Below are 25,068 nucleotides of genomic sequence, written 5' to 3'. Positions count from 1 at the left end.
CGCTCCATCAGTCCGCCATCTCCAGGAATCGCTGGGCGAGCCGAACCCGCTCGGCGATCCCGTCGTAACTGCGCTGGATGATCCTGGCGACCTGCCGGCTGCGGCGGGCCAGGATCGGATCGTTCGCCCGCGCCGCCCAGTAACGGATCCGTTCCTGGACGGCCGCGTTCATGTCGCCGAGTGAGGCGTCGGGCGGCAACGCCAGCCGTGCCGCGCAGTGCGTGCCGAGCTCCCCGGTCACTTCCAGCAACTGCCGGACCTCGCCGGGGGAGAAGCCGGTGAGCCCACCGCGGTAGTGCGCGGACAGGGCGTCCAGCTCGGCGAACCGGTGCTCGGAATGCTCGAGCCGCTCGATCCGCCGCCCCACCTGTTCGGCCGCCGCGCGCAGCCCGGTGTCCGGCCCGATCCGCTCGCGATAGTGAGCCAGCTCGGCGCGGACCGAGCGTACGGCCTGGTTCAGTTTGATCAGCATGCTGCGGTTGCCGAAGTGGCGCAGGGCGAGTTCGCGCAACTCGGTCACGCCGCTCTGCTCCACGAGGTGGTCCCGTACCTGTTCTTCCCCCAGCCCGTCGCGGAGCGCGGTGCACGCCAGGTGCACGCCCCACCCGCCGAGCCGGTCGATCAGCTCGCGTCGGGCGGCGGGCGGCACCGGCCCATCGGTGGCCGAGCCGAACTCGCCCTCGTCGGAGAGCTCGTCCACCAGCCGTACGGGGTCGAGACGGGACAGCTCCGACAGCCAGCCGAACCGCTCGGCGTCCAGCCACTGGGCCCCGGTGGCGACCCGGGCCGCCACCGGCAGGATCGTGTAGAAGATCCGGCCGATGGCCGGCTCGTCGAGGTATTCGCGGACGCGCTCGCGCGCCTCTTCAACGGGGTGATGGGCGAGCGGATCGGTGGCACTCAGACCGTCCGGATCCGGCGGCCAGTCGTCATCGCACTTGGTCAGCACGCCGAACGCCTTGAGCGGCGTGAGTGAGCTGCCCGACCCCTCGTCGAACGCCGACAACGTCCTGCGGTCCTGCTCGTGCAGGCCCCGGCTGAACAGGTAGAGCACGGCGTCGGCTCGATCGAGTTCGTCCGCGCTCTCGCGGTGGACGGCCGAGACGTCCCGGCTGAGCAGGTGAAGCAGCGGCTGCAGGTGGTGCCGCTCGGCGGGGTCGTCGATGCCCAGCTTGGCCAGCGTGGCCGCCGAGTCGTCGCCGTGCACGCTGCCGAGGCCCGGCGTGTCGATCAGCCGGAAGCTGCGCAGCAACTCGTTGTCGAGCCCGAATTCGATCTTTCGGATCGTGCGCAGCTCGTTCAGCCGCTCGGAGTCGTACACGGTCCAGTCCGCCAGGTCGGCGGGCGGGATGGACGCCGGGGACCGCCCGTCCCGGAAATGCAGCATCACCTGCTCGACCGCGGAATGGTGCAGCTCGTTGACGTTGAACGTCAGCTCACGCCGGGCGGTGGCCACCACCTCCTGGCCGAGCAGTGCGTTGACCAGTGTGGACTTACCACGCTTGATCTGCCCGACCACCGCGAGCCGCATCGGCTCATCGAGACGTTCGGCGGCGACCCGCAGCGTACGGCTCAGCTCACGGCTGAGGTCGCCGGTGTCCGGCAGGAGCGCCGCGCACTCGTAAAGGGCGTCCTTGGCGAGAACCGTCGCCGAGATCGGCAGATGATTCTCGCCAGCTCGCACCCGCTGCCACCCCGCGTCGCTCGTTTCTGACCGGCCGCTCGTTTCTGACCGGCAACGTCCCATAATGCCCGCGCAGGCAACGTGTCGCCATCAATTCCGAATCTGGGTGTTCCGCGTTATCCGGTGTTCCGCGTGCTGCGGAACGAGGCTTCGCGAGCCGACGTTCTGATCATCAAATGCCGGCGACGGCCTCGCGGACCGCTGGGACGATCTCCTGGGCCCATCGGCCGAGCGCGGTGTCGTCGGGCGCCGCGCCGCCGGGCGCGAAGAGGACGAAGCCGGATGCGCCGTGCTCCAGCACCGCGCCGGTGAGTTCGTCGGCCCATTGCTCGGCCGAGCCGCCGATCCAGCGGCCGTCGTCGTCCCGGGTGGCGGCGAGCGGGGCGGGCGTGATGAGGCCGGGCAGGTTGTAGATGGTCGCGATGTCGCCGGGATCGCGGCCCGCGGTCGCTGCCGCGTCGTCGATGATGGGGCGTGACGTGCGATATCGCTCGCTGAGCCAGTCGGCGGCGTGCCCGGGGATCCATCCGTCGGCCACTCTTCCGGTGACGGCCAGCGACTTCGGCCCGACCGAGCCGGTCCACACCGGTGCGGCCGGGACCGGGGCCGGTTCGAGTGCCGTGACCTGGTAGAACTCGCCGTCGAAGGTGACCGGCTCGCCGCCGCCGGACAGGGCCCGGACCAGGACGATCGCCTCTTCGAAGGCGCGGACGGCGGCTCCGGGGTCCAGTCGCGGCGTGCCCAGCCTGGTGATCTCGTCCCAGAGCCCGCCCGCGCCCATCCCGAGCACGACCCGGCCGCCGGAGAGGGCGGACAGCGACGTGATCGTGCGCGCCAGCATGGGCGCTGGGCGGCTCGGCAGGTTGGTGACGCTCACGAGTCCCGCGATGTTCGCGGTGCGGCCGAGAGCGACCCCGACGATGGAATAGGCGTCCAACCGGCTTCCGTAGTACGGATGGTCCGAGACGGTGAACAGATCGAGCCCATCGCGGTCCGCCCGAGCCGCGAGCCGCAGGATCTCTTGTGCGGCCCCGACGGCGGTGCTGCCGCCGAATCCGAACAGTGCCTTGTGTTCTGACATCGTCATGCATTCCTTCTGGGTCGCTGCCGTATTCTGACTGAATGGCGAGGGCCGTGAGTGAGCACATGGGGGTCGCCACCGCATTGGTGCGTTCCGCATTCCTGGTCGACGCCGTCTACGCCGAGTCGGCCCGGGACCACGGCCTGACCTCTCAGCAGGGACAACTGCTCTGCGTGCTGATGGCGCAGCCGTACGGCATGAGCGAGTTGGGCGGCGTGCTCGGGCTCGCGAAGTCGAGTCTCACCGGCCTGGTGGACCGGACCGCGCAGCGTGGGCTGGTGCGGCGTGAGCCGAGCCCCGAGGACGGGCGCGCGGTGCGGATCGCGCTGACCGCCGAGGGCGGTGAGCTGGTGGAGGAGTTCTACGCCGAGACCTGCCGGCGGATCGAGGAGCTGACGTCGGGCCTCGGCGATGCCGACCGCAGCAGCCTCGTGGACGTGCTCGGCCGGGTGGTGCTCGACAACGAGGTGCCGGTGGTCTTCATGGAGTCGGACGACGGAGGCGCCGCCGCGCACGGCCGCTGAGAGAGCGGTGCGGCCGGCATGCGAGTCGTGGCGGCTCATGGCGTACGAGAGTCGGTTCGGTGGTCGGGCCCGTCGTCGGTTGAGGCTCCGTTCGGGGCTTCGGTCGGCGCTTCGGTTCGGGCTCCGGTCGGGGTGCGGCCGAACAACTCGGTGAACCGGCCGATGAAGAGGTCCGCGCCCTTGTACTCACTGACGGCCTGTGCCGGCAGGACCGCCGGGCCGTCCGGCGACGGTACCTGGCCGACGCCGCCGCTCGGTCCGAGCGGCAGAAGGATCGACGGCACGGGCGATGGGCGGTAGACGGCCGTGGGCCGCTCGCCCCGTACCTGGGCGATGATGTTCTCCGCCACGACCTCGGCGTGCCGCATCGCGTGCCCGGCCATCTTGGCCTCGGCCAGATCGGTGATGTCGCCCAGCGCGTAGATGTGGTCGTGTCCGTCGACCTTGAGCGTCTCGGTCACCCGGACCCGCCCCTGCGGCGTTCGCGTCGTGACCAGGCCGTCGCCGAGATAGTGGCCGTTGACGCTCACGCCGTGGCAGCGGAACCAGATGTCCGCGGTCACCTCGCCCCCGGTGGTGCCGATGGTGAAGGTCTTCGCCCGGCCGGGCTCGGTCGGCGGCTCCTCGGTCAGGGTCGTGCCCAGCCGCAGTTCCACCTTGAGGGCGTCGAGCTGACGGTGCAGGTCCTCGCGCATCTCCGGCAGGAAACCGGGGACCAGTCGCCCGGCCGGGTCGACGATGGTCACGCTCTTGTCCGGCCACACCGCCTTGATCTCACCGGACAGCTCCAGGCCGACCGGTCCGGCACCGGTGATCAGCACCCGATCGGCGCTCGCCAGCTCGGCGTGGGCGGCGCGGAGGCTCTCCAGTGCCTCGCTGGACAGATCGGTGTCCATCTTCGCCGGAAAGGGGTAGTCGGATCCGGAGGCGAGGACGAGGTAGTCGGCGTCGACGCGCTCGCCCGAGGCCAAGGTCACGCCGCCGGGGTCCACCGAGGCGGCGCGCTCGCGAACGACCTTGCCGCGCTGTAGCAACCTGTCGTACGGAAAGAACATGTTGCCCGCCCAGTCCGGCCGTACCAGCGCGCGGAGCGATCCGGCCGAATGGACGAACGCGTCCTTGGATTCGATGAGCACGACGTCGGTGTCCTGATCCAGCGCCTTGGCGACCGCTGCGCCTCCGTAACCTCCGCCGATGACCGCGACGGTACGTCCCATGTCTTCGCTCCCCGCATAGATGGTTCGTGGTACGAACAATATTAGTTCGTACTCCGAACTTCAAACCATACGCCTGCCACTACCCGGGTTGCTGAACCGGACGAAACGTGCGACGCGCCCGTCGCCTGATCATTTACGGTGGTCACTCCGAAATGTGGAGGAGTGCGTCGTGGGCGCTCGTCGTACCGCGTTAGGCGTCGTACCCCGCTGGGCGTTCGGACCCCGGCCTGAGCATTCCGTTGAGCAAGGGCGCCGGGGTCAGCGATCGTCGCAGGCGGTGACTCGCACGCGTCCGGTGGACCTCGTCGTCTCGTCGTCAGTGGCGCACGGGTCGGTGACGTTACCGGTCGGCAGTGCGGACGCCGCGGCCCTGACCAGGGTGACGAACTCCTTCATGCACGTGAGGCACTGCGCGCTGTAGCGGCTCAGCTCTTGAATCTCGTTCTCGCTGAGCACCCCGCTCTCCGGCGTGAACTCGCGGACGTACGAGCAGTCGTGCCCGCTCGGGGCCGTTCGGGCGGGAGCGGGCTCGCGTGGCGGGCGGTTCTGCCGCCGGGTGAAGGCGGCGAGCATCTCGTCGACCTTGTCCGCGGCCTCGGCGTAACCGGCGGCGTAGGCCTCGGAGTACGCGTGGGCGGCCTCGGTGACGAGGTGGAGTTCCTGGTGCCTGGTGTCCGGCGCATCGTGGTCGTCGTACCCGGCGCACCGGTCGGCGAGCAGATCGAGGACCATCCCGAGTCGCAGCGCCGCGTCGGCGTAGTCGTTCTTGGCCGCGACGCGGTACCAGCGCGCCGCTCCGCCGAGGTCGCCGGACTCGTCATGGCGACGGCCGAGCTCGTACGCGGCTTGTTCGAGTTCCAGGGAGTCGATGAAGGCCGTGTGCTTCGCCCACGCGATGTCATCCCCCTTGCGTCGCTGAAGCTCTGTCCGCAGTTCGTCCAGGCCGACGGCGCGGACCTCCTCGGGCATGCGTGCGATCGAGTCGGCCGTGGCGGCGAGTGCGGCGTCCAGGTCCATGTCAGGCCCTCATCTCTCCGTCGGCCGCCGGCCGCGGAGAACGCAGTAGGTCTTCCAGTCGCTTGCGAGCCCGATGCACGTGGGTCTTCGCGGACCCTTCGGTGATTCCCATGATGCGGCCGACGTCGGCGAGCGGAAAGCCGAACAGGCAGTGCAGCGCCAGCGCCTCGCGCTGTCGCCTGGGCAGTGTACGAATGGCGTTCATTAAGTCCAGATGTGCGGCCGTCCGGCTTTCGAAGCGCGGCGCGACCAGCCCGGCGTGCGCTCCTCGCGTGATCATGTCGTCGATGGACGTGCACTGTTCACGGGCCCGGGACTGCCAGCGGCGCAGCATGGTGGTCGCGGTCTTGAAGAGCCAGGCACTCGGTTTGTCGTACGTCATGAGGTAGTCCCACTTGGCCGCCATGGTCAGCATGCTCTCCTGGGCGATGTCCTCGACCCAGCGGTGGTCCGAGGTCTGGGACTCGAGGTACCCGGTGAGGCGGGGCAGCCAGTACAGGTAGAACTCGTCGAATGACGACCGGATCTCGCCGGCGCCACGCGCGGAGGGTCCGCCCGGAACCGGCCGGCCTGACATGATCACAAATGGCTCCTCACGCCGACAATGCGCTGAGACGATGTCAGCCCCAGCAGTATGCCTATAACTGCCGTCAGAAGCCGTAAAAGTTGACATGCGGCTCAAAAGGCTGTTTCCCATTGGCGGAGCGGACAGGGTTGCGAGCCGGGGCGCCGGATGCGCGGGAGCGCACGCTACGCCTGTGACCAGCGTTGATGACTCCAGTCAAGAGGTCGACAAAATTGGCAAACGGATAACCGCTCGTTAAGCAGTATTAATCACCCGTAGAGTCCATTCTGCGGGATGTAGCCGGACATCTAGGGATACACGGCGACGATATACGCGAATCTAATTCGATAACCGGGTGGTCATTTTCTCTTCGTCGCACCGCCGAACACCTCGCGCGGGCCGCCGGTCGGGTCGGCGTGCGTCACTCGGTCTCTTGCGCCGGCGCCCGCGGCCCGCGATAGGGGAGCGGTGCGCTGTACACGACGCTGGTGGTGGTACTGCCGAACTCGGCCAGCGCGTTGACGAGCTGTTCGAGGTGCGCCATCGAAGCCGCGCCGACCTTCAGCGTGTAGCAGTCGTCGCCGGTGGTCCGCAGGCACTCCAGGATCTCGTGGCGCTCCTCCAGCAACCGGTGCAGCGGCTGGTGCCGGTTGCCCGGGTACTTGAGGCGTACGACGGCGAGCACGGCGAAACCGACCTTCACCAGGTCGATGTCGGCCCGATAACCGGTGATGACCCCGGTCGCCTCCAGCCGCTTGATCCGCTCGGTCGTCGCGGAGGCGCTGAGGTTGACCCGCCGTCCCAGTTCGGTGAGCGGGATGCGGCCGTCCCGCTGGACCTCGGCCAGGATCGTCCAATCGGTCGCGTCAAGATTCACGGTCATTTCGCAAATGTACCGGCAGAACCACGGCCCATCACCCCCCATGCCGGGAGGAATCCCTTCCGGCCGTGGTGATCGCCGCAATAGCCTGGACTGGTGCAACTAGGAGTGAACGTCCCGAACTTCGGACCCGGCACCGACCCCGGCGTGCTGCGCAGCTGGGCGCAGACGGTGGAGGGGCTCGGCTTCGACCTGCTGATGGTGTCCGACCACATCGTGGTAACGCCCGACGTCGCCGAGCAGTATCCGGCGCCGTTCTACGAGCCCTTCACGACTCTCGCCTGGCTGGCGGGCATCACCCACCGGGTCCGGCTCGGAACCACGGTTCTCATCGTGCCGTACCGTCATCCGCTGCTCATCGCGCGCATGGCCGCCAACCTGAACGACCTCAGCGGGGGGCGGCTGGTCCTCGGAGTGGGCGTCGGCTGGGCGCGGCAGGAGTTCGAGGCACTCGGCGTCCCGTTCCAGCGGCGCGGGAAGCTGACCGATGACCGCCTGCGGGCGGTTCGCGCCGCCTGGGAGGACGACACCGACCACCGCGCCGGGCGGATACCGATCTGGGTCGGCGGCAACAGCGACGCCGGTCTGAGCCGGGCGGTGCGCCTCGGCGACGCGTGGCATCCGCTGCGGATCACCACGCCGTGGCTGCGCGACGCGCTGGAGCGGATGAAGAGGATCACGGAGGAGCATCGACGCCCGGCGCCGGCACTGGCTCCGCGCATCGCCCTTCGCCTCACCGAGTCACCGGTCACCGGCTCGGACCGCCTCGCCGGTGAGGGCACGATCGACCAGATCGTCGACGACCTCGAACACCTGCGCCTCCTCGGTGCCGAGACCGTCGTGCTCGACCCCTTCAACGGCGACCCGCGCGAGACCTGCCACCCCGAGGTGGCGTGGAAGGCGCTCGCGACCGTGTCCGCCGCGTGGCGCCAGAGCACGTCGCACGACCCTTCGTACGACCCGACTTCGCACGACCGGACTTCGCACGACCGAACGGAGTGACAATGACCCCCGACGACGAGCGCCTTCTCCGCAGGGCCATCGAGCTCGCCGCCTCGGCACGGGCGAACGGGAACCCGCCGTTCGGATCGCTGCTGGCCGACCCGGACGGCAACGTCCTGGTCGAAGAGCGCAACACGTCGGTCACCGACGCGGACATCACCGCCCACCCGGAGCTGAAGCTGGCCAGATGGGCGGCCCGCGAGCTCGACCCCGCCGCCGCGGCCGCCACGACCATGTACACCAGTTGCGAGCCCTGCGGCATGTGCACGGGCGCGATCGAACGATCCGGCCTCGGCCGCGTCATGTTCGCGCTCTCCACCGAGCAGCTCACGACCCTCAAGCCGCCCGCCGCGCCGACGGACGTGCCCATGAAGGGCCCGGCGCTGTTCGACGAGGCGCGCGCACCCGTAGCCGGCTACTACCACTGACGGCCACTGACACCGGTGGCATGCGTCGGCGTGAACCGGTCAGAGTGCGTCGGAGGCGACCTTGTGCAGGCCCAGGGTGCGGGTGAGCATGCGGTCGCGGAGCCGCCTCGGCAGGCGGGACACCAGCATCATCAGGCGGGCGTCGGAGTTGGCCACGTATCGCGCCTTGGGCCTGGCGGCCTCGACCGCACGCACGATGGTGTCGGCCACCGTCTGCGGCGGTGAGCTCTTCAGGTTCGCCATGGCGGCGGCGACGGCCTCGAGCCGGCTCTGGTAGAGCGCGACACGGTCCGGGTCGGCGTCGACCAGCGCCTTCCGCGCGGCGGCGTCGGCCTTGGTGAAGATGGCGGTGTCGACGGACCCCGGAATGACGATCACGACGGGTATTCCCCATGGCGCGAGCTCCACGCGGGCGGCGTCGGACAGCGATTCCAGCGCCGCCTTACTCGCCCCGATCGGGCCGTTGTACGGAACCGCGACGCGGGCGGTGGGAGCGCTGACGTTGATCACCCGGCCCCGGCCCTGACGGAGCATCGGGAGGAACGCCCGGGTGACCTCCGCGGGGCCGTGAACGTTGACGTCGAACTGCCGGTGCAACTCGGCCGGCGGCACCAGTTCCAGCGGGCCATGGACGATCACTCCGGCGTTGTTGATCACGGCGTGCAGCCCGTGCCCGTGCTGTCTCGTGGTCACTTCCGCCGCCGCGGCGGCGATGTCCTCGGGGCTGGTGACGTCCAGCGGAAGCGTCTGGACGCCGGGCATCGCCTCCAGGTGCGGGCTCTCCGCTCGCACTCCGGCGTACACGCGGTAACCGCGCTTGGCCAGGGTGTCGATGGTCGCGGTTCCGATTCCACCGGCGGCCCCGGTGACGAGGACCGCACGCGATTCGCCGTGCTCGGGCATGGTGACCTCACATGTGTGGATGGACATGTACTAAGTGACATGTACCTTTGGACACGTCGAGCATCCACCTGACCGAAGGGACATGTCAAGATGGCGATGTCACTGACCGAGGAGTCACTGGCCGAGGGGTCACTGACCGAATCGAAGGAGGTGCCGCCGGTGTCGCTGCGGCATGGCTTGCTGGGTCTTCTCGCAGAGGGACCGGCCAGCGGGTACGACCTCACCCGCCGTTTCCAGGAGACGCTCGGCCCGGTGTGGCCGGCCCAGCACCCCAAGATCTACGCGGAGCTGGCCCGGCTGACCGATGCCGGGCTCATCGAGGTGGACAGCCATGGCCCCCGTGGCCGGAAGGCCTACCGCATCACCGACGCCGGGACGGCCGAGGTGCGCCGCTGGCTCGCCGAGGAACCGGTCGATCACACGCTGCGGATCGAATCGCTCCTGCGATCCGTCTTCTTCTGGCTGATGTCCCCCGACGAGCTGTCCGCGCACCTCGAACGCGAGCACCGGTTCTTCACCGAGACCGCCGAGGTGTACCGCCGGTTCGCGATGGCCAAGGACCGCGGCGACTACGGCACCGGCCCGCAGACGCAGTCCTTGCGCGTCGCCGCCGAAGCCGGGATCCGTCTCTTTCAGGCCCTCTCCGACTGGGCCGAATGGGCGCGCACGGTCTCCCCGCCCACACCGGATTCACCGGCCACCCCGGGCGATCGTCCCACCGATTCATCGGGCTGACCGGCATCTACCTGGTGGGTCACGGCATCCGCCGAGCCCGTACCCGGCCTGAAGATCCTCTGCCCGAACGAGCGGTTTTCGTCGGCGGCGGGAGGTACGGTTCGCAATCGAAGCCGGTGGACCCCTCGTCTCGGCGGGCCGGCCGCGCCGGATACGACAGCCGTACGACGCTGCACTGCGACGACGCAATGCGGCGATGAACTGCGGGAAAGGGGTTCGGATGACCGGGATACGGGTGCTGGTCGGCACGCGCAAGGGCGCGTTCATCCTGACGTCGGATGGCCGGCGAGACCGGTGGGACGTCAGCGGCCCGCATTTCGGGGGCTGGGAGATGTACCACGTCAAGGGTTCTCCGGTGAACCCGGATCGGATCTACGCGTCGCAGTCGGGCGGCTGGTTCGGGCAGGTCATCCAGCGGTCCGACGACGGCGGCGCCACCTGGGCGCCGGTGGGCAACGAGTTCCGGTACGAGGGTGGCGCCGGCGCTCACCAGGGCTTCGACGGCACGCCGCAGCCGTGGGAGTTCACGAGGGTCTGGCACCTCGAACCGTCGCTCGACGATCCCGACACGGTCTACGCCGGGGTCGAGGACGGCGCGTTGTTCCGCTCGACCGACGGCGGCAAGGAGTGGCGGGAGCTGCCCGGCCTGCGCGGCCACGACACCGGATCATCGTGGCAGCCGGGCGGTGGCGGGCTGTGCCTGCACACCGTCCTGCTGGATCAGAGCCGGCCCGGGCGGATCGTGGTGGCCGTCTCGGCCGCGGGCGCGTTCCGCTCCGACGACGACGGCGAGACCTGGCGGCCGATCAACCGTGGCCTGCGATCCGAGGGCATCCCCGACGACGACGCCGAGATCGGCCATTGCGTGCACCACATCGAGTCGCACCCGTCACGGCCGGACGTGCTCTTCATGCAGAAGCACTGGGACGTGATGCGCAGCGAGGACGGCGGCGAGTCATGGCACGAGATCAGCGGTGACCTGCCGACCGACTTCGGGTTCCCGATCTCCGTTCACGCGCACGAGCCCGACACCGTCTACGTCGTTCCGATCAAGAGCGACAGCGAGCACTACCCGCTCGACGGAAGCCTGCGCGTCTACCGCAGCCGCACCGGCGGCAACGAGTGGGAGCCGCTCACCAAGGGCCTGCCGCAGCGCGACTGCTACGTCAACGTGCTGCGTGACGCCATGGCCGTCGACTCCCTCGACCCGTGCGGCATCTACTTCGGCACGACCGGCGGGCAGGTGTACGTGTCGGCCGACGCCGGGGACGGCTGGGAGCCCATCGTGCGTGACCTGCCGGCCGTGCTGTCGGTCGAAGTCCAGACGTTGTCGTGATCCGGGTCGTACTCCCCGCGCATCTGCGGACGCTCGCGCGGGTCGACGGAGAGGTGCGCCTGCCGGTCGAGGGTGCGGCGACACAGCGCCTGGTGCTCGACGCGCTCGAGTCGCGTTACCCGATGCTGCGCGGGACGATCCGCGACCATGGCACCGGGCGGCGCCGGGCCTTCGTGCGGTTCTTCGCGTGCGAACGGGATCTTTCGCACGAGGAACCCGACACCCCGCTGCCCGAAGCGGTGGCGGCGGGCACCGAGCCCTTCATGATCGTCGGAGCCATGGCCGGTGGTTAGCGACCAAGTGGTCAGGACAACTGATCAGGCGGTGATCTCGTTCCGATTCCCTTAGGCTGCTGTCCGGTTTAGCGGGGCTGATGGGGGATTGGTATGCGGCTGCCGGAGCACTTGGAGCTACTTCTCACCGAAGAGCCGATCCTCGACGTCTACTCGGCCGGCCCGTGGCGGGTGCCCGACGGTCTCTTCGACGAGATCGCCGGACGGATCGACGCGCTCGTGACCGACCCGCGCTGTGTGGATCTGACGACCAACGAGCACAAGCTCATGACGCTCCCGGCGCCCCTGATCGCCGCCGAGACCTACGTCATGGTCGGCTTCCTGCCCGGTGTGGGCGCCGTCTACGGAGGTTCGCGGGCCCAGCTGTTCGACCGCCTGCTCGGCCGATACCTGAGCAAGCCCGCCACGCTCACGTCGCTGAACACCTGGTGGAGCACCTCGACCAACCTCTGGCGGCCGCCGATGGACTGGCTGATCGAGGTACCGGATCGTGAGCTGGCGTTCGGGCTGGCGCGTGAGTGCCTGGGCACCCTCGAGGGCATCGAGCCGCTCGAGCGGCGGCGTCAGGCGCTGCTCCGGCTGTACGACGACCCACCGGACTGTGACATCAACCTGTCCAAGAGCGAGCTCCGCGAGCACTGGGCCGCACATGCCGGCGAGGAGATCCTGGCGGACCTGCCCGAGCTCACCGGGCCGATCGGCTATCTCGACTGGGTGTGCTCGGGGCTTCTGGTGGCGCGTGACCGGCTCGCCGAGGCGACCTCGCCCGACGAGTCCGTTGCATTGCACCTGAGCGGGCTGCTGCTGCAGGCCGGGCTCGAGCGCGTGCCCGTTCAGCTGCGCCCCGTGCTCGGCGAGGACCTCTACGACGACGTCTGCGAACGCATCGCGGTGGAACGGTGGGGGTTCAAGGCCCGCACCTGGCAGGAGGAGACCCGGATCTGGCTGACCTCGGCCCTGGTCGAGGGCGCGGCCGACGCCTGCCGGGCATGGCTGGACATGGCGACCCGGTTCAGCGCCTGCGTACAGGGCCTGCCGGGTGAACCGGCGCGGAGCAAGACCGACTGGGTGCCCATCGGCCAGTTTCAGATCGACCTGCGGCGCCTGTACGCCTCCCGGCGTCGCATCGTCAACCCGCTCACCACGAGGCTGGCGACGGCCAACGGCCAGAGCACGGACCCCCAGAACGCGGAGACCGAGACCACCGGCCCCCAGGCCACGGGCGCCGAGAGCACAGCCCTCCGGAGCACGGGCCGCCGGAGCGCGGCCGGGTCCGGCCGGGCCGGCTCGAATGTGACCGGTTCGACCGGCACCGGCCGGAACGTGAAGGGACAGAAGGCGACCGGCCGCAAGGCGGGCGGCGAGAAGACCGATGGCCCGGGCGCGACCGGCCGGCGGAGGACCTCTGCCGGCCGCCAGACGAAGGCCTCCGCCGATTCCGGCCTCGCCACCGCTCTGGTGGGTCAGCCCGAGGTGGTCGCCGCTCTGCAGGAGATCACTGACGGCACCGCGCCCGTACGGCTGCTGCTGGCGGGGCCGCAGGGCACCGGCAGGCGCACCGCCGTGCAGGAGCTGGCCAAGGCGATGAAGCTGCCGCTGCCCCCGCACTGGGTGACGCACAACCTGTTCGCCGGCAAGACCCTCGCCGACTCCGCGGCCAAGCTGCACATCGACATCCGTGACTGCGCGGGCGACCGGCTACTGATCATCGATGGCCTGGACGACGTCATCGCCGACCCGGGCAACGGCGGGGCCCTCGCCGCCGAGCTGTACCGGCTCCTGACGGTGTACGACAACCTGCACTTGGTGGCACTCTGCGGCGCCACCGGTGAAGAACGGATCCGCGACGTCGACCCGGCCCTGCTGGACAGGTTCCGCGTCGCCCGTACCCGGCCGTTCCCGGCCGGGGAGCACGCCGAACTGTTCCGCCAGGAGCTGGCGCGGCGCGGCGCCCGCGCGCACAAGCGCGCCCTCACCGCGGCCGGCGAGCTGCTCGCCGAGACGACGCCGGTGCAGAGCCTGCGCAACGCCCGCCTCGCGCCTCACCTGGCCGACCTCGTGGTCGAGGCGGTTCGCGGCCGTACGGAACCAGGAGCCGAACTCGTCGTCAAGCGAGCCGACGTCCCCCGCTCCCTGGACACCTCTGGTGCCGTGGACGACCCGCTGGCCGAGCTGAACGGTCTCACCGGCCTCGACACGATCAAGGAAGAGATCGATCTGCTCATCGCCGTCACGCGCGCCGGGCAGTTGCGCGGCGAGGTGGGTCTGCACGTCTCGGCCCCGACCCGGCACATGGTCTTCACCGGGGACCCGGGCACGGGCAAGACGATGGTCGCCCGCCTGCTGGCCCGCATCTACAAGAAACTCGGCGTGCTCTCCTCGGGCCACCTGGTCGAGGCGTCCCGCGCCTACCTGGTCGGTGAGTACATCGGACAGACCGCACCGCGAACCCGCCGGCTGGTGGAACGCGCGCTCGGCGGGGTGCTGTTCATCGACGAGGCCTACACGCTCACCCAGTCGTCATTGAAGAACGACTATGGTCACGAGGCCATCGCCGAGCTGGTCAAGCTCATGGAGGACCACCGTGAGGACCTGATCGTGATCGTCGCCGGGTACGAGCAGGAGATGGCCGACTTCCTGACCGCCAACCCGGGCCTCGACTCCCGCTTCGCCAAGCAACTGCATTTCCCGGGTTACACCGACGACGAGCTGATCGCGGTGTTCGAACAGCTCGCCGCCACCGACGGCTTCGACCTCGCACCCGGAGTCAGGGAGGCACTTCTCGGACTGCTGCGCGGCGCCGAACGCGGCCCTTCGTTCGGCAACGGGCGGCTCATGCGCAACCTGCTCGACGCCGCCGTCGCCCGCCAAGCGCAGCGGGTCACCACCGGTGCGCCGCCCACCCGGGCCGAGCTCACCACACTGCGCGCCGAGGACCTGCCGCCCGGCAGACCGTCCTCCGGGGGCGACTTCGGCTTCTACCTCTGAAGACCGTCGGCCGACTGGTCCCTCTTGCCGCTATCTGGCAGCCAACGGAAGGGGGAAGATCAGGACGTCGAATAGGGGTGCGTTCGGCCAGCCAGGCCGGAGCTGGGCGACGTGTTTCCAGCCCCAAGCGGTGTAGGCGCGGTAGGCGGTGACGTTGCCGGGCTCAGCGAGCAGTGTTGCGCGCTTTTCACGGCGTCCTTTGAGAAGCTCGTCGTGCAGGGCGTGAGCGATGCCGTGGCCGGTCCGGGCCTTACAGACCATGATCTCTGAAAGGGCGAATGTCCTGGTGCCGTCTTCCCTGGTGAATTCGGGTTCCGGCTCCATTTGAAGCCCGGTCCACCATCTCGCCTCAGGGCCAAGCGGCCATCCCCAGGTCTGCCCGATCGGCTCGTCTTCACTGGTGTAGGCGACCACGAGTTCGAACCCGGGGTTCGTCGGCTGGGTGTAGGCCTCGAAACGGGTCATAAAGGCGTCGGTGGAGTCGAAGGGATCACCGCTGGCTATCGCGTCGGCGTAGGCGTCCTTCTGGATTGCCATCACCACCTCGCGGATGCTTCGGGCGCCTGCCGCGTCGTAATGCCGGAACGTCACCGGGGTGATCTCGCTCATGTATCTGGACGTTACTCCGTTGCCATCGATGCAGCGATGGTGTCGAAGCGACCTGAAAAATCGTCGTCGGCGCTGGCATCTCGTACGCGACGTAGCTCATTGAGGGTTCGCACGGATTTCACCGGTCCTTCCAACACCGGCAGCACCGTACGAGCTTGTGCGACGGCTCCGGGGACATCACCCTCGGCCAGCAGCGATGTAGACAAGCGGGCCGCGTAGAACGCCCTGTTCCGCGCGGGCAGCTCCCGGTCGTCAAGTACCTGCTGGTACAGGACAATGCCTGCGGCGGGACGGCCAAGGTCGATCTGGGCACATGCTTCGTGCCCCGTGATCTCCGCTCCGGTGACGAATCCCAACCAGTGTGGGTCTGCTTCGTGCAGACCACGATCCAACTCACGTCGCGCTCGCGTGATGGCGTGCCGAGAGGCTAGCTCGTCACCGAGCAAGGCAGCAGCCACCGCTCGACGAGTGGCGATCAACGCGTGCAACCGGGGGGAGGGCTCGTGACGGGCGTGTTCGTCGGCCAGATCCAGGAACCGTAGTGCCTCACGGGCCAGGCCCTTCTGCCCGCTGACTCGGGCGAGCGCCGTCGATTGCAACGCCATCGTCAGGTAGGCGTGGGCGTTGAGCACCGCATCGCCGGTTCCACTGGCCAGCAACACCGACTCGCCCAGCAAACGTCGCGCGAGTGGCTGTTCACCTGCATCGAACGCGATGAAGCCACCGCACACGCCCAGTCCTCCCGTGAGCGCCTGCAACTGCCGACCTACGAGTTGGGTGTAGTCGCTTTCCTCGAGCATGGCCTTGGCACGGGTGAGCAACGCGGTCGCTTGGCGCAGCAAGGAAACGCCGCCCGCCGACCAGTCCATGGTCCATAGTCCGTCCAGACACGACTTCAGGTAGCGGATGTGCGCGCTGTCGACCCGCGCCGGCACCTGCGACGCCGCAGTGGGCTCCGCGGGCAGCATGAGCCCCGCCGCGACGCCGACCGCAGCGGTATTGAACGTACGGCGATCCATTGACCCATCTTCCAACGCGCGGGAGTTCCCGACATCCAAGGCCGCATCGGCCCGGCCGAGGATGAGCGGCAGCAAAGCCTCGCGTGGCATGGCGACCGCGTCGGCCCAAGCGAACAACTCACGGATGTCGAACAGGGTCGCGCGTTCCCCGGTCTCGATCCGGGTCACTTTGGTCTTGGTCCATCCCGGAACGAGTTCTGCCATATCGGCCTGGGTCAGCCCGGCCGCTGCCCGAAGCAGCGAAACCACAGCACCCAGGTCCAGCCGTGCCAATGCCTCACGCATCGGTTTCGAATCCCACACCCATACGGGAACCTGAACCGAGGTATGGCTGGTGGCTCGCGAGCACGGCCCGCACAGCGGCTCAGGGTTGTAGCGGCTGAGCAGTGTCGCCCGGCAACCCGGGCACATCCGTCCCTTTGTTGGCATTGCGCTCTCTGGGCATTCAAGATCGACAAAAGCCTACGCGGTTACCCCATCACCGTAGGCGGGCCGACGGAGCTTCTCCATCAGCCCTAGTGCCAATGTGGCACCGCATCGCCAAACCCGTACTGCCATAGCAGTGGTTGGTGTCTCCACTCGGTGACGGCTTGACTGTCGGGCGCACGCTCAAACGGTGAATTCGGAGGTCATCGGTGAACGGCTATCCTCAGGAAGCCATCGGGTCCCTTGATGCTCTCGCCACGAGTGCTGGTGGCGCTTACGCGGATGCAGCTGTTTCATCTCGACCGACCGAAATGTCTGAAGAGAGTGTTCCGCTCCCTTCAGCGTTTTCTTCCGATACTGCAATTCGTTGGCGGCAGGTGTTTCCCGGCGCTGAGGGTCAGTTGCGTGAGCTGCGGCGTTGGCTTGCGGATCTATTACCTGACTGCCAGGCGCGGTGTGATGTCGTCACGGTGGCGGTGGAGCTGGCGGCGAACGCGGTCAGGCATTCGGCGTCCGGGCGCCCGGGCAGGTTCTTCGCCGTTGAGGTGACCTGCGACGGGACGGTCGTAGGGGTTGCGGTCGCCGACGGTGGCGGCCCCGGCCAGCCCAAGATCCTCAAGAGGCCCTACAGCGATGAGCTGGATGGATTCGATGAACACGGCCGTGGACTGCAGATGGTCCAGGAGCTATCGGTACGTACCGGCGTGATCGGCGACACGCGTGGCCGGGTGGTGTGGGCTGAAGTGCCATGGCCGGCCGAGCAGCCCGCTCCTACGACGGTGTTCGAGCAGATCCAACAGGAGACGATCGCATCCGCCGAGCGGCGGCTGCGGACGCGGTTCGGCGCGTTCCTGGCCTGGTACGGGAACTCGACACTCCGGTGGTGGGCGTGCCCCAAACGCCCAAACGCCGCCTGGGACGGGCTGGTCAGCTCCTCGTCGGCGGCCGGTCTGGCCGAACTGCTGGCTCGTGCCCGACTGGGCCCGGCTACGGCGGAACACCCGTCAGACCATCACGGCTCACCTCGCCGTTCTGATCCGACTCCATCCTCTGCCGGTCAGGGTCGGTAGTCGTGGGCGTCATCTGGTTCTTCCCGTACTCCCGGGCAGGGGAAGGCCCGGGCGAGGTCGTACGGCCGGTACCTCGCCGGAGCGGGCCGTACGACCCTCCGAGACGGTGCGGCGGCGCGGACACCACAGCAAGCCCCCGAACTGTGGCACCCGCCGCCGCGCCGTCGACCAGGTGGCGGCGCCTCGTGCAGCGGATCGAGCGTTTCCGCGGAAACGTCGGCTTCCTGCTGGAGGACAAACGATCAAGGTCAGATTGTGACACAGTTCTTCCCCGCGGGAGAGGGCAGCGTTTACCTATCTGGTTAATATTGCTACGCCTTCCGCCTGCACTGGGGATGCGGCTGATCTTCCGCCCGATGACGGCAGGCGAGCGGAGGGATCACAGCATCCCTGATGGCGTGGCCGCATTGGTCGTTGAGATCGCTGACTACCACGATGGTTGAGGAGCGAATTGAGAAGGAAGTGAGGGCGATGGCGACGACCCCGAAGCTCTACCGGGATTACGAGCCGGACTATGCCGTCCCGCCGGGTGAGACCATCCGCGAATTCCTCGATGAGCTGGGCATGACCCAGCGGCAACTGGCTGCTCGCCTCGCTCTCAGCCTCAAGCACGTCAACCAGCTCATCCAGGGTTTGGTCCCGCTGTCGCCGGAAGTAGCCGCTCGCCTTGAGCTGGTGACCGGTATGCCGGCCCGACTCTGGAACCGCCTTGAGGCCGACTACCAAACTGCGCAGGTGCGACTTCCGGCCAAGCGAGGACCTCGCAGAACTCGTTGAGTGGGTCAAGAATGAGATCCCGGTGAACGAGCTCGTAAAGCGCGGCGTTCTCCCTCCGGAGCCTAATACGGCAGTCGGACTTCGCTGAGTGACTGCTCGTCAGGTAATGAGCGCGGCGTATCTGCGCCCAGTAGCGCAACCGGGTGGATTCGAGGGGTCGGCATCGTCGGCCGAACCAGGGCCGTGCGCAATTTCCGCCTGCTACGTTCGACCGGTGCTGGCGTGCCTGCGCATGCCAGTGATCGGAGGTTCATCAATGGACGAGTTGAAGTTCGAGCAGGACCTGGTGCGCGCGCTGCTGCGGGATCAGCACCCGGATCTCGCGGACCTAGAGCTGCGTGACGTCAGCGGAGGCTGGGATAACCAACAGTGGCGCCTTGGGGAGGAGCTGGCCGTGCGCTTGCCACGCACCGAGCGAGCGCCGGCTCTGCTGCACACGGAGCAGACGTGGCTGCCGATGTTGGCCGAGCGCCTGCCGCTGCCAACACCCGCCCCAGTGCGCATTGGCAAGCCATCGAGCCTGTTCGAGCACACCTGGTCGATCGCGCGCTGGGTCGAGGGTGAGCCGGCCGATCGTGCGCCGATCACGCGCATTGAGGCGGCCGAGATCCTCGCGGGGTTCCTGAGGGCGCTGCATCAAAAGGCGCCGGCTGACGCCCCGGTCAGCCCTTCGCGCAGCGCCCCCCTGGCCGGTTTGCAGCGGGTCGACGGCTGGTTCGAGGTCATTGCCGACTACGCGGACGCTGACGCTGCGTGGGAGGTGTCGGAGAGGGCCATCGCGGCGCCCGCCTGGCAGGGCGCGCCGCTGTGGCTGCATGGTGACTTGCATCCGGCGAACGTGGTCGTCAGGGACGGGATGCTCGCTGGGGTGATCGACTTCGGCGATATGTGCGCAGGCGATCCCGCGACCGATCTTTCAGCCGCCTGGATCCTGTTGCCTGCCGGCGCGGCGAGTCGGTTCTTCGACGCCTATGAGCTGGCCGACGAAGCCACCATCACCAGGGCCCGCGGCTGGGCTGTCCTGCGCGCCCTGGGCCTGATCGGGATCGGACGAAACGGCAGGCTCGGTCTGCCCGGGGGCAAGCCGACCTGGGAACCGGCAGGCTACGCCACGCTTGAACGGGTCCTGGCGGCGAGCTGACCGCGGCTGCGCGCCGAGGACGATGCGGGGTCCGGCTGATGGCCCGGCGCCACCTGTGAGCATTGCGTCATGACGCACGATGAGAATCTGGCAACCTCCGCCGACCGTGCAGGGCTGGCGGGCTCCGCCGACCATCTCACGCAACTCGCGGATGCTCTCTCACCGATCTTCTCCCGCAGTGACCTGCGGTCGAACGCGATGGCCTATGTGCGTGCGCTGTTGATGCCGGGCGTGTCCGGGAACTGCTGGGCACTGGCCACGCCAATGCCCCTTCCCCGCGCATCTGGGCGGCCTTCAAGTTCGCGGTGATCGAGTTGCTTGTGCTGCCCGCGTACCGAGGTCATGAGATTGGAGGCACCCTCCATGAGGAGCTTCTCCGTGGTCGCGATGAGCCGTACGCCACACTCGCCGCTCTAACCGAGGCGCCCGCGTACAGCCTTTATCTGCGCTGGGGGTGGCAGCCCGCCGGCCGGATTACGAGCGAACCGCCGTACTCCGAGGCGATGCTCCTTGCCATGTCGGGCAGGCCTGTGCGGTGATGGCCGATTCGGCGGCGCGGACACCACAGCAAGCCCCCGAACTGTGGCACCCGCCGCCGCGCCGTCGACCAGGTGGCGGCGCCTCGTGCAGCGGATCGAGCGTTTCCGCGGAAACGCCGGCTTCCTGCTGGAGGACCCGCCTATCGACGTGCGCGCTCAGCAGGCCATGAGGATATGGGACAACGTCGCGTCCGGCGAGCAGGCGGAGGTCACCAGCGACGTCGTGCACCGATTGATGGACGGTGTCGACGCGGACGTGCTCACGGCTGCTGAAGCTCGGCACCGTAGCGTAGTCCGTCGATGAGGAGCGCGACCATGCGTTGGCTGTACGCGACTCCCTCGTCCGCCACGGGCAGGCACAGATTGGCGACGGCGTACAGGAGGTACTTGGGGCTGATGTCGGCACGAATCTCGCCACTCGCTGTTGCGGCTTCGAGCAGTGACCCGAGGGTGGGTTCGAGTCGCTGCATGAAGTAGCCGGGCAGGGCGTCGAACGCCGGATCGCCCGAGTGAAGGGCTGTAGCGAGTCCTCGTTTGGTCGCGAGGAATTCGGTGTACCGGTGGAGCCACTTCCCGAGTGCCACTCCTGGCTCGTGTGCTGCGGTCAGCGCCGGGGCCGCGTCGGCGCAGGCATCCACCTCGCGCTGAAACACGGCCTTGACCAGGTCCGAGCGCTGCGGGAAATGCCGGTACAGCGTTCCGACTCCGACGCCGGCCAGATCAGCGATCTCCTTCGCGGGCGCATCCACGCCTGACGTGCCGAAGGCGGCCTTCGCTGCCTCAAGCAAGGCGTCGATGTTGCGTTGCGCGTCGGCGCGCAGCCGGCGCGGCGCGCGTTCGAGTGCGCCCGGACGCGCAGAGCCGGTCGAGCCGACTCCGGTCGGCGCCGTGTTCTCCGTCACGACCCTCCTTCGCTTGCATAACCGGAAAGTCTTTCCGTATAGTTCCGGAATAACTTTCCGCTTCGGTTCAGGGTACGGCACCGACACAGCGCCCACTACACCTCGACCACAACCTCAGGAGAAACCGCATGCAGTACCGAACCCTCGGCCGGACCGGCATCAAGGTCAGTCCCTACGCGCTCGGCGCAATGATGTTCGGGGCCATCGGCGCCATCGGCAACCCCGACCACGACGACTCGATCCGCATCATCCACAGAGCGCTGGATGCAGGGATCAACTTCGTTGACACCGCCGACGCGTACTCCCACGGCGAGTCCGAAGAGATCGTGGGAAAGGCGCTCAAGGGGCGTCGCGACGACGTCGTCCTTGCGACCAAGCTGCATCTCCCGATGGGTGATGATCCCAATCAGCGAGGCAACTCCAGGCGCTGGATCATGACCGCGGTTGAGAACTCGCTGCGTCGCTTGCAGACCGACCACATCGACCTCTACCAAATCCACCGACCGGACCCCGACACCGACATCGAAGAGACGCTTTCCGCGCTCTCGGACCTGATCCACAGCGGTAAAGTCCGGGTGATCGGGTCGTCCACGATGCCCGCCTCCGACATCATCGAAGCCCAGTGGGTGGCCGAGCGGCGCGGTCTGGAACGGTTCCGCACCGAACAACCGACCTACTCGATCCTCAACCGCGGCATCGAAACCGAGGTGCTGCCCGTCGCCCAACGCTATGGGATGGGCACGCTCGTGTGGAGCCCGCTCGCGAAGGGAATGCTCACCGGGCGCATCCGCAAGGGCCAGCAGACCGACCTCCGCCGCGCCGCCCTCTTGACGAGCTTCAGTGACGAGCGTCGGCTCGACGCCGTCGAACAGCTCATTCCGCTCGCCGACGAGGCGGGCCTGCCGATGACCCACCTCGCGATGGCGTTCGCGATCACTAATCCCGGCGTGACCAGCGCGATCATCGGGCCGCGCACCATGGAGCAGCTCGACGACCTGCTCGCCGGCCTCGACGTCACCCTCACCGACGAGATCCTCGACCGGATCGACGAGATCGTCCCACCCGGCACCGATGTCGGAACGCCCGACCAGTCCGCCTACTTGCCCCCGGCCATCCAGCGCTCGAACCTCCGCCGCCGACCCGTCAACGAACGCGCCGCCGCCTGACCGCATCCCCTCACCGCTCTCGCACGGCGGGCGCATCCGCAACGCCCGCCGTGCTCCTACAACCCGGCAACGGAATACGCGATGACGACTGTGACACCGACCTGCCGATAGCGGGTGCCCGGCGTGAACGGGATCGCCGAGCTGATAAGCATTCTCGACAATCGGCTGCTGGACTGGGCCACCAGCACCCTTCGCACCACGGTCAGCGTCGTCCGTAAACCCGCAGATCAAAGGGGATTTGCTGTGCTGCCCCGCCGGTGGGCGGTCGAGCGGACTCTGGCGTGGCTCACCGCCCACCGCAGGCTCGCACGTGACTACGAACGCCCACCCGGCCACCAGCGAAGCCATGATCCGCTGGGCCGCCATCGGCCTCATGACCCGCCGCCTCGCCCGCAGCGGACGCCCTGCCACCCGTCAAGGCCCACGCCCCCTCGAACACCAATAGCAAGATCCTGCTCCGACAAGCACTTAGGACCTGATTGCGACGGCCTGGTGAACGTGGTCGTCGCAGGTGAGTTGGGAAAGCATGAAGTCGGCGACGTCAGCGTGGGACACTTTCGAGCCGTACGCCAGGTGAAGGCCAGTGCCGGTGCGGTAGCCGCCCGTGCGCGGACCGCTGGTCAGGACCGCCGGACGGATGATGGTCCATCGGGTATCGCTGCCTTTGATGAGTTCTTCCATCCGCTCTTTGTCTCGCATGATGGATCTGATCATGAGCCAGAGGCTGGTGACGTAGACGCCGTGGTGCCGGCTGTCGGCGACGCCGTAGCCACTGACGGCCAGCAGCCGGGTGACGCCGTGGGTCTGCATCGCGGGCAGGATGGCGCGCATCCCGTCGGTGCAGACGGTGACCCCGCGCAAGCGTCGCTGGCCCAGCGCGCTGAGCACGGCATCGGACCCGGTAAGCGTCTTTTGGACAGCTCGCGCATCCCGCACGTCCCCCTGTACGATCCGGAGCCGATCGTGGACGGGCGCCCTGGCCGGATCGCGGACCAGCGCGGTGACCTTGTGCTTGCGGTCCAGCGCCTGCTGGACCAGTTGACGGCCGACCTGGCCGGTGCCGCCAAAGATCGCCAACCGCATGCCACAGCCTCCGTTACCCAAGATTAATGGAGTCTCCAAGTATTCCCACGAGTGCTTGGAGTTTTCAATCTTTGGAGCAACCATCTATCGTGCGACAGGTGGGCACGCCTGGCAGCACCGACGAACCGCTGGTGCAGACGCTCCTCAAGCAGATCTTCACCCTCACGGCCCAGACCAGCGTCTCCACCGCTGACCTGCTGAAGGAGCTGGAGCTCACCGAGCCACTCGTCACCGCTCTGTGGCGGCTCGACCCCGAGGCCGCCCCACCGTCCATGCGGGCGCTGGCGGCGACGATGAACTGCGATCCGTCAACAGTCTCCTTCATCATTGACAGGCTCGAACGGCGGGGGCTGATCCACCGGCAGACCGATCCCGCCGACCGGCGGGTCAAGGTGATCATGCTGACGCGGCAGGGGGTCGCGACGCGGGCCCGGTTCGTCGAGGCCGTGACCGCGGGTTCGCCACTGGGTCGCCTGGCTGGCGAGGAGCAGCAGCAGCTCCGCATCCTGCTGGCCAAGGCCGGCCTCGACCCGGCCGACTTCACCTGCCCAGCCGCCCTTCCAGCGGACTGAGGCGATCAATAACAAGACCCTTCTGAGGCATCACAGGGGGTTCTCAGCTCCCTCTCAGCCGATATCAAGGTACGTGCCGCAGCCTCACCTCCATGATGTTGAGGCGGGCCCGGCAAGCCCTCGCGAATCGCGTGCGGCGGCCCCGACCTTCGTGGCGTTCCGCGGCTCTGCACGCGGGGCTTTCCATCCTCGTGGTCATCGTTCTCGGTGCCGGCACGGTGGAGTACACCGCCGCCCGCTCCCGCGCGGTCCCCGACCCCTCGTCGTCCGTCGCCGCTCCTGCCCGCACCCCGACACCAGCTCCGACCCCGATCCCTACACCGACACCGACGCCGACACTGACGTCCGCCTCGACGCGTCGCCTCTCGGCATCGGAGCGCACCAGGCTGACCCGCGACCTCGACAGATATCTGGACGATCGGTCGGGTCAGGTCTCAGCGTCGATCCGTGACCTGGCCACGGGCCTCACATACGGATACAACACCCGGCTGCGAACCGCCGCCGCCAGCATCGTCAAGGTCGACATCCTGGCGGCGCTCCTGCTGCAAGCGCAGCGGAAGAAACGGCGGCTGACCGCCAGTGAGCGAAGCCTGGCCACGCGCATGATCCGCGTCAGCGACAATGGCGCCGCCGCCGAGTTGTGGAACCGGATCGGCGGCTCGTCCGGTCTGGCCACCGCGAACAGCAGGCTCGGCCTGCGCGACACCACGCCCGGTCCCGGTGGTTACTGGGGCTCGACCACGACGAGCGTGGCCGACCAGATCCGCATCCTGCGAGCCCTCACGTCGAGTGACAGCCCGCTCAGCGCGGCCGGTCGCCGGTACGCGCTCGGGCTGATGGCCGACGTCGACTCCACCCAGTCGTGGGGGGTCAGCGCGGCCGCCGGTGACGGCGACACGACGGCACTGAAGAACGGCTGGCTGCCCCGGCAGAGGGACGGCGGCCGCTGGACGATCAACAGCATCGGCCGGGTGCGCGGCAGCGGTCACGACTACCTGATCGCCGTTCTCTCCAAGGGCAATGCGTCCATGGCCGAGGGCGTCGCGACGGTCGAGCACGTCGCCGCGCTGGTCAGCCGGGCCGTGTCAGAGGCGGTCGCACCGTAGAGCGA

General features: G+C 68.3%; 24 protein-coding genes and 1 pseudogene. 14 read left to right on the top strand and 11 right to left on the bottom strand.

The window, feature by feature from the left end; genetic code table 11:
* Positions 1-7 precede the first annotated feature (7 nt).
* Together HKK74_RS13875 and HKK74_RS13870 are read right to left on the bottom strand one after the other, a co-directional pair.
* Positions 8-1,684, bottom strand: a complete 1,677-nt coding sequence (locus tag HKK74_RS13875; RefSeq protein ID WP_187243608.1) for a dynamin family protein — start codon at positions 1,682-1,684, stop codon at positions 8-10.
* 172 nt (positions 1,685-1,856) lie between these two features.
* Positions 1,857-2,771, bottom strand: a complete 915-nt coding sequence (locus HKK74_RS13870) for an LLM class flavin-dependent oxidoreductase (RefSeq protein WP_222722249.1) — start codon at positions 2,769-2,771, stop codon at positions 1,857-1,859.
* 35 nt (positions 2,772-2,806) lie between these two features.
* Between HKK74_RS13870 and HKK74_RS13865 the strand changes: the two genes are divergently transcribed.
* Entirely contained in the window at positions 2,807-3,289 is a 483-nt protein-coding gene (locus HKK74_RS13865) for a MarR family winged helix-turn-helix transcriptional regulator (RefSeq protein WP_222722248.1), read from the top strand.
* Positions 3,290-3,324: 35 nt separating this feature from the next.
* Here the strand turns inward: HKK74_RS13865 and HKK74_RS13860 are convergent, their stop codons facing one another.
* From HKK74_RS13860 to HKK74_RS13845, 4 genes are all read right to left on the bottom strand, one after another.
* Positions 3,325-4,506, bottom strand: coding sequence for an NAD(P)/FAD-dependent oxidoreductase (locus HKK74_RS13860; protein ID WP_187243607.1), 1,182 nt, complete (start codon positions 4,504-4,506; stop codon positions 3,325-3,327).
* 258 nt (positions 4,507-4,764) lie between these two features.
* Positions 4,765-5,523: a hypothetical protein gene (locus tag HKK74_RS13855; RefSeq protein ID WP_187243606.1), complete on the bottom strand. Its 759-nt coding sequence runs from the start codon at positions 5,521-5,523 to the stop codon at positions 4,765-4,767.
* Position 5,524: 1 nt separating this feature from the next.
* Positions 5,525-6,100 (bottom strand): RNA polymerase sigma factor, encoded by a 576-nt coding sequence (locus tag HKK74_RS13850; RefSeq protein ID WP_246491563.1) that lies wholly within the window; start codon positions 6,098-6,100, stop codon positions 5,525-5,527.
* Positions 6,101-6,509: 409 nt separating this feature from the next.
* Complete coding sequence (locus HKK74_RS13845) at positions 6,510-6,971, bottom strand: Lrp/AsnC family transcriptional regulator (RefSeq protein WP_187243604.1); 462 nt, start codon at positions 6,969-6,971, stop codon at positions 6,510-6,512.
* 93 nt (positions 6,972-7,064) lie between these two features.
* Here HKK74_RS13845 and HKK74_RS13840 point away from each other — a divergent pair, with 93 nt between their 5' ends.
* A complete protein-coding gene (locus HKK74_RS13840) occupies positions 7,065-7,970 on the top strand; it encodes a TIGR03619 family F420-dependent LLM class oxidoreductase (RefSeq protein ID WP_187243603.1) in 906 nt (301 codons plus the stop codon).
* Between the two features lie 2 nt (positions 7,971-7,972).
* Entirely contained in the window at positions 7,973-8,398 is a 426-nt protein-coding gene (locus HKK74_RS13835; RefSeq protein WP_187243602.1) for a nucleoside deaminase, read from the top strand.
* 39 nt (positions 8,399-8,437) lie between these two features.
* On the opposite strand, the gene HKK74_RS13830 is transcribed toward HKK74_RS13835, so the two are convergent.
* Positions 8,438-9,328 carry an SDR family oxidoreductase gene (locus HKK74_RS13830; RefSeq protein WP_222722247.1) on the bottom strand — a complete coding sequence of 297 codons (891 nt, stop codon included), beginning with the start codon at positions 9,326-9,328 and terminating at the stop codon, positions 8,438-8,440.
* A 63-nt stretch (positions 9,329-9,391) separates the two neighbouring features.
* Here HKK74_RS13830 and HKK74_RS13825 point away from each other — a divergent pair, with 63 nt between their 5' ends.
* The 4 genes from HKK74_RS13825 to HKK74_RS13810 all read left to right on the top strand — a co-directional run bounded on the left by HKK74_RS13825 (position 9,392) and on the right by HKK74_RS13810 (position 14,653).
* On the top strand, positions 9,392-10,036 hold the full coding sequence (locus tag HKK74_RS13825) for a PadR family transcriptional regulator (RefSeq protein ID WP_222722246.1): 645 nt from the start codon (positions 9,392-9,394) through the stop codon (positions 10,034-10,036).
* A 220-nt stretch (positions 10,037-10,256) separates the two neighbouring features.
* Positions 10,257-11,372, top strand: coding sequence for a WD40/YVTN/BNR-like repeat-containing protein (locus HKK74_RS13820; protein WP_187243601.1), 1,116 nt, complete (start codon positions 10,257-10,259; stop codon positions 11,370-11,372).
* Entirely contained in the window at positions 11,369-11,665 is a 297-nt protein-coding gene (locus tag HKK74_RS13815; RefSeq protein WP_187243600.1) for a MoaD/ThiS family protein, read from the top strand. The genes HKK74_RS13820 and HKK74_RS13815 overlap by 4 nt, the downstream gene beginning before the upstream one ends.
* Positions 11,666-11,758: 93 nt before the next feature.
* Entirely contained in the window at positions 11,759-14,653 is a 2,895-nt protein-coding gene (locus tag HKK74_RS13810) for an AAA family ATPase (RefSeq protein ID WP_187243599.1), read from the top strand.
* 30 nt (positions 14,654-14,683) lie between these two features.
* Here HKK74_RS13810 and HKK74_RS13805 read toward each other — a convergent pair whose 3' ends face one another.
* Positions 14,684-15,262 carry a GNAT family N-acetyltransferase gene (locus tag HKK74_RS13805; protein ID WP_187243598.1) on the bottom strand — a complete coding sequence of 193 codons (579 nt, stop codon included), beginning with the start codon at positions 15,260-15,262 and terminating at the stop codon, positions 14,684-14,686.
* Between the two features lie 11 nt (positions 15,263-15,273).
* Positions 15,274-16,566, bottom strand: a complete 1,293-nt coding sequence (locus HKK74_RS13800) for a helix-turn-helix transcriptional regulator (RefSeq protein WP_187243597.1) — start codon at positions 16,564-16,566, stop codon at positions 15,274-15,276.
* A gap of 350 nt (positions 16,567-16,916) precedes the next feature.
* Between HKK74_RS13800 and HKK74_RS13795 the strand changes: the two genes are divergently transcribed.
* The 3 genes from HKK74_RS13795 (at position 16,917) to HKK74_RS13785 (ending at position 19,695) form a co-directional block, all read left to right on the top strand.
* The gene (locus HKK74_RS13795; protein WP_187243596.1) at positions 16,917-17,777 is read left to right on the top strand and encodes an ATP-binding protein; all 861 of its coding nucleotides are present in this window, start codon (positions 16,917-16,919) and stop codon (positions 17,775-17,777) included.
* A gap of 471 nt (positions 17,778-18,248) precedes the next feature.
* Complete coding sequence (locus tag HKK74_RS13790; RefSeq protein WP_187243595.1) at positions 18,249-18,554, top strand: HigA family addiction module antitoxin; 306 nt, start codon at positions 18,249-18,251, stop codon at positions 18,552-18,554.
* A gap of 256 nt (positions 18,555-18,810) precedes the next feature.
* Positions 18,811-19,695: an aminoglycoside phosphotransferase family protein gene (locus HKK74_RS13785; RefSeq protein WP_187243594.1), complete on the top strand. Its 885-nt coding sequence runs from the start codon at positions 18,811-18,813 to the stop codon at positions 19,693-19,695.
* 799 nt (positions 19,696-20,494) lie between these two features.
* Here the strand turns inward: HKK74_RS13785 and HKK74_RS13780 are convergent.
* Positions 20,495-21,136, bottom strand: coding sequence for a TetR/AcrR family transcriptional regulator (locus HKK74_RS13780; protein ID WP_312881471.1), 642 nt, complete (start codon positions 21,134-21,136; stop codon positions 20,495-20,497).
* 128 nt (positions 21,137-21,264) lie between these two features.
* Between HKK74_RS13780 and HKK74_RS13775 the strand changes: the two genes are divergently transcribed.
* Positions 21,265-22,302 carry an aldo/keto reductase gene (locus HKK74_RS13775; RefSeq protein ID WP_187243593.1) on the top strand — a complete coding sequence of 346 codons (1,038 nt, stop codon included), beginning with the start codon at positions 21,265-21,267 and terminating at the stop codon, positions 22,300-22,302.
* A gap of 162 nt (positions 22,303-22,464) precedes the next feature.
* A pseudogene (locus tag HKK74_RS39875) lies at positions 22,465-22,747 on the top strand (transposase); the annotation flags it as partial.
* A gap of 23 nt (positions 22,748-22,770) precedes the next feature.
* Here the strand turns inward: HKK74_RS39875 and HKK74_RS13765 are convergent.
* Positions 22,771-23,385, bottom strand: coding sequence for an NAD(P)-dependent oxidoreductase (locus HKK74_RS13765; protein ID WP_187243592.1), 615 nt, complete (start codon positions 23,383-23,385; stop codon positions 22,771-22,773).
* A gap of 98 nt (positions 23,386-23,483) precedes the next feature.
* On the opposite strand from HKK74_RS13765, the gene HKK74_RS40810 reads away from it, so the two are divergent.
* Both HKK74_RS40810 and HKK74_RS40805 read left to right on the top strand, forming a co-directional pair.
* Positions 23,484-23,957 carry a MarR family winged helix-turn-helix transcriptional regulator gene (locus HKK74_RS40810; RefSeq protein ID WP_222722245.1) on the top strand — a complete coding sequence of 158 codons (474 nt, stop codon included), beginning with the start codon at positions 23,484-23,486 and terminating at the stop codon, positions 23,955-23,957.
* Positions 23,958-24,049: 92 nt separating this feature from the next.
* Positions 24,050-25,063, top strand: coding sequence for a serine hydrolase (locus HKK74_RS40805; RefSeq protein WP_187243590.1), 1,014 nt, complete (start codon positions 24,050-24,052; stop codon positions 25,061-25,063).
* Positions 25,064-25,068: the final 5 nt, after the last annotated feature.

Origin of the sequence: Actinomadura alba, assembly GCF_014323705.1 — a bacterium.
Lineage (GTDB): Bacteria > Actinomycetota > Actinomycetes > Streptosporangiales > Streptosporangiaceae > Actinomadura_C > Actinomadura_C alba.
Note: the sequence above shows the minus strand (reverse complement) of the source record. Positions and strands in the feature narration are given on the sequence as shown.

What these genes read in the sequence shown, in the direction of transcription:
- HKK74_RS13870 (WP_222722249.1), bottom strand. Translation starts at nt 2,771, where the DNA reads ATGACGATGTCAGAACACAAGGCACTGTTCGGATTCGGCGGCAGCACC.
- HKK74_RS13865 (WP_222722248.1), top strand. Translation starts at nt 2,807, where the DNA reads ATGGCGAGGGCCGTGAGTGAGCACATGGGGGTCGCCACCGCATTGGTG.
- HKK74_RS13860 (WP_187243607.1), bottom strand. Translation starts at nt 4,506, where the DNA reads ATGGGACGTACCGTCGCGGTCATCGGCGGAGGTTACGGAGGCGCAGCG.
- HKK74_RS13855 (WP_187243606.1), bottom strand. Translation starts at nt 5,523, where the DNA reads ATGGACCTGGACGCCGCACTCGCCGCCACGGCCGACTCGATCGCACGC.
- HKK74_RS13850 (WP_246491563.1), bottom strand. Translation starts at nt 6,100, where the DNA reads ATGTCAGGCCGGCCGGTTCCGGGCGGACCCTCCGCGCGTGGCGCCGGC.
- HKK74_RS13845 (WP_187243604.1), bottom strand. Translation starts at nt 6,971, where the DNA reads ATGACCGTGAATCTTGACGCGACCGATTGGACGATCCTGGCCGAGGTC.
- HKK74_RS13835 (WP_187243602.1), top strand. Translation starts at nt 7,973, where the DNA reads ATGACCCCCGACGACGAGCGCCTTCTCCGCAGGGCCATCGAGCTCGCC.
- HKK74_RS13830 (WP_222722247.1), bottom strand. Translation starts at nt 9,328, where the DNA reads ATGTCCATCCACACATGTGAGGTCACCATGCCCGAGCACGGCGAATCG.
- HKK74_RS13825 (WP_222722246.1), top strand. Translation starts at nt 9,392, where the DNA reads ATGGCGATGTCACTGACCGAGGAGTCACTGGCCGAGGGGTCACTGACC.
- HKK74_RS13820 (WP_187243601.1), top strand. Translation starts at nt 10,257, where the DNA reads ATGACCGGGATACGGGTGCTGGTCGGCACGCGCAAGGGCGCGTTCATC.
- HKK74_RS13810 (WP_187243599.1), top strand. Translation starts at nt 11,759, where the DNA reads ATGCGGCTGCCGGAGCACTTGGAGCTACTTCTCACCGAAGAGCCGATC.
- HKK74_RS13805 (WP_187243598.1), bottom strand. Translation starts at nt 15,262, where the DNA reads ATGAGCGAGATCACCCCGGTGACGTTCCGGCATTACGACGCGGCAGGC.
- HKK74_RS13800 (WP_187243597.1), bottom strand. Translation starts at nt 16,566, where the DNA reads ATGCGTGAGGCATTGGCACGGCTGGACCTGGGTGCTGTGGTTTCGCTG.
- HKK74_RS13790 (WP_187243595.1), top strand. Translation starts at nt 18,249, where the DNA reads ATGGCGACGACCCCGAAGCTCTACCGGGATTACGAGCCGGACTATGCC.
- HKK74_RS13785 (WP_187243594.1), top strand. Translation starts at nt 18,811, where the DNA reads ATGGACGAGTTGAAGTTCGAGCAGGACCTGGTGCGCGCGCTGCTGCGG.
- HKK74_RS13775 (WP_187243593.1), top strand. Translation starts at nt 21,265, where the DNA reads ATGCAGTACCGAACCCTCGGCCGGACCGGCATCAAGGTCAGTCCCTAC.
- HKK74_RS13765 (WP_187243592.1), bottom strand. Translation starts at nt 23,385, where the DNA reads ATGCGGTTGGCGATCTTTGGCGGCACCGGCCAGGTCGGCCGTCAACTG.
- HKK74_RS40805 (WP_187243590.1), top strand. Translation starts at nt 24,050, where the DNA reads ATGATGTTGAGGCGGGCCCGGCAAGCCCTCGCGAATCGCGTGCGGCGG.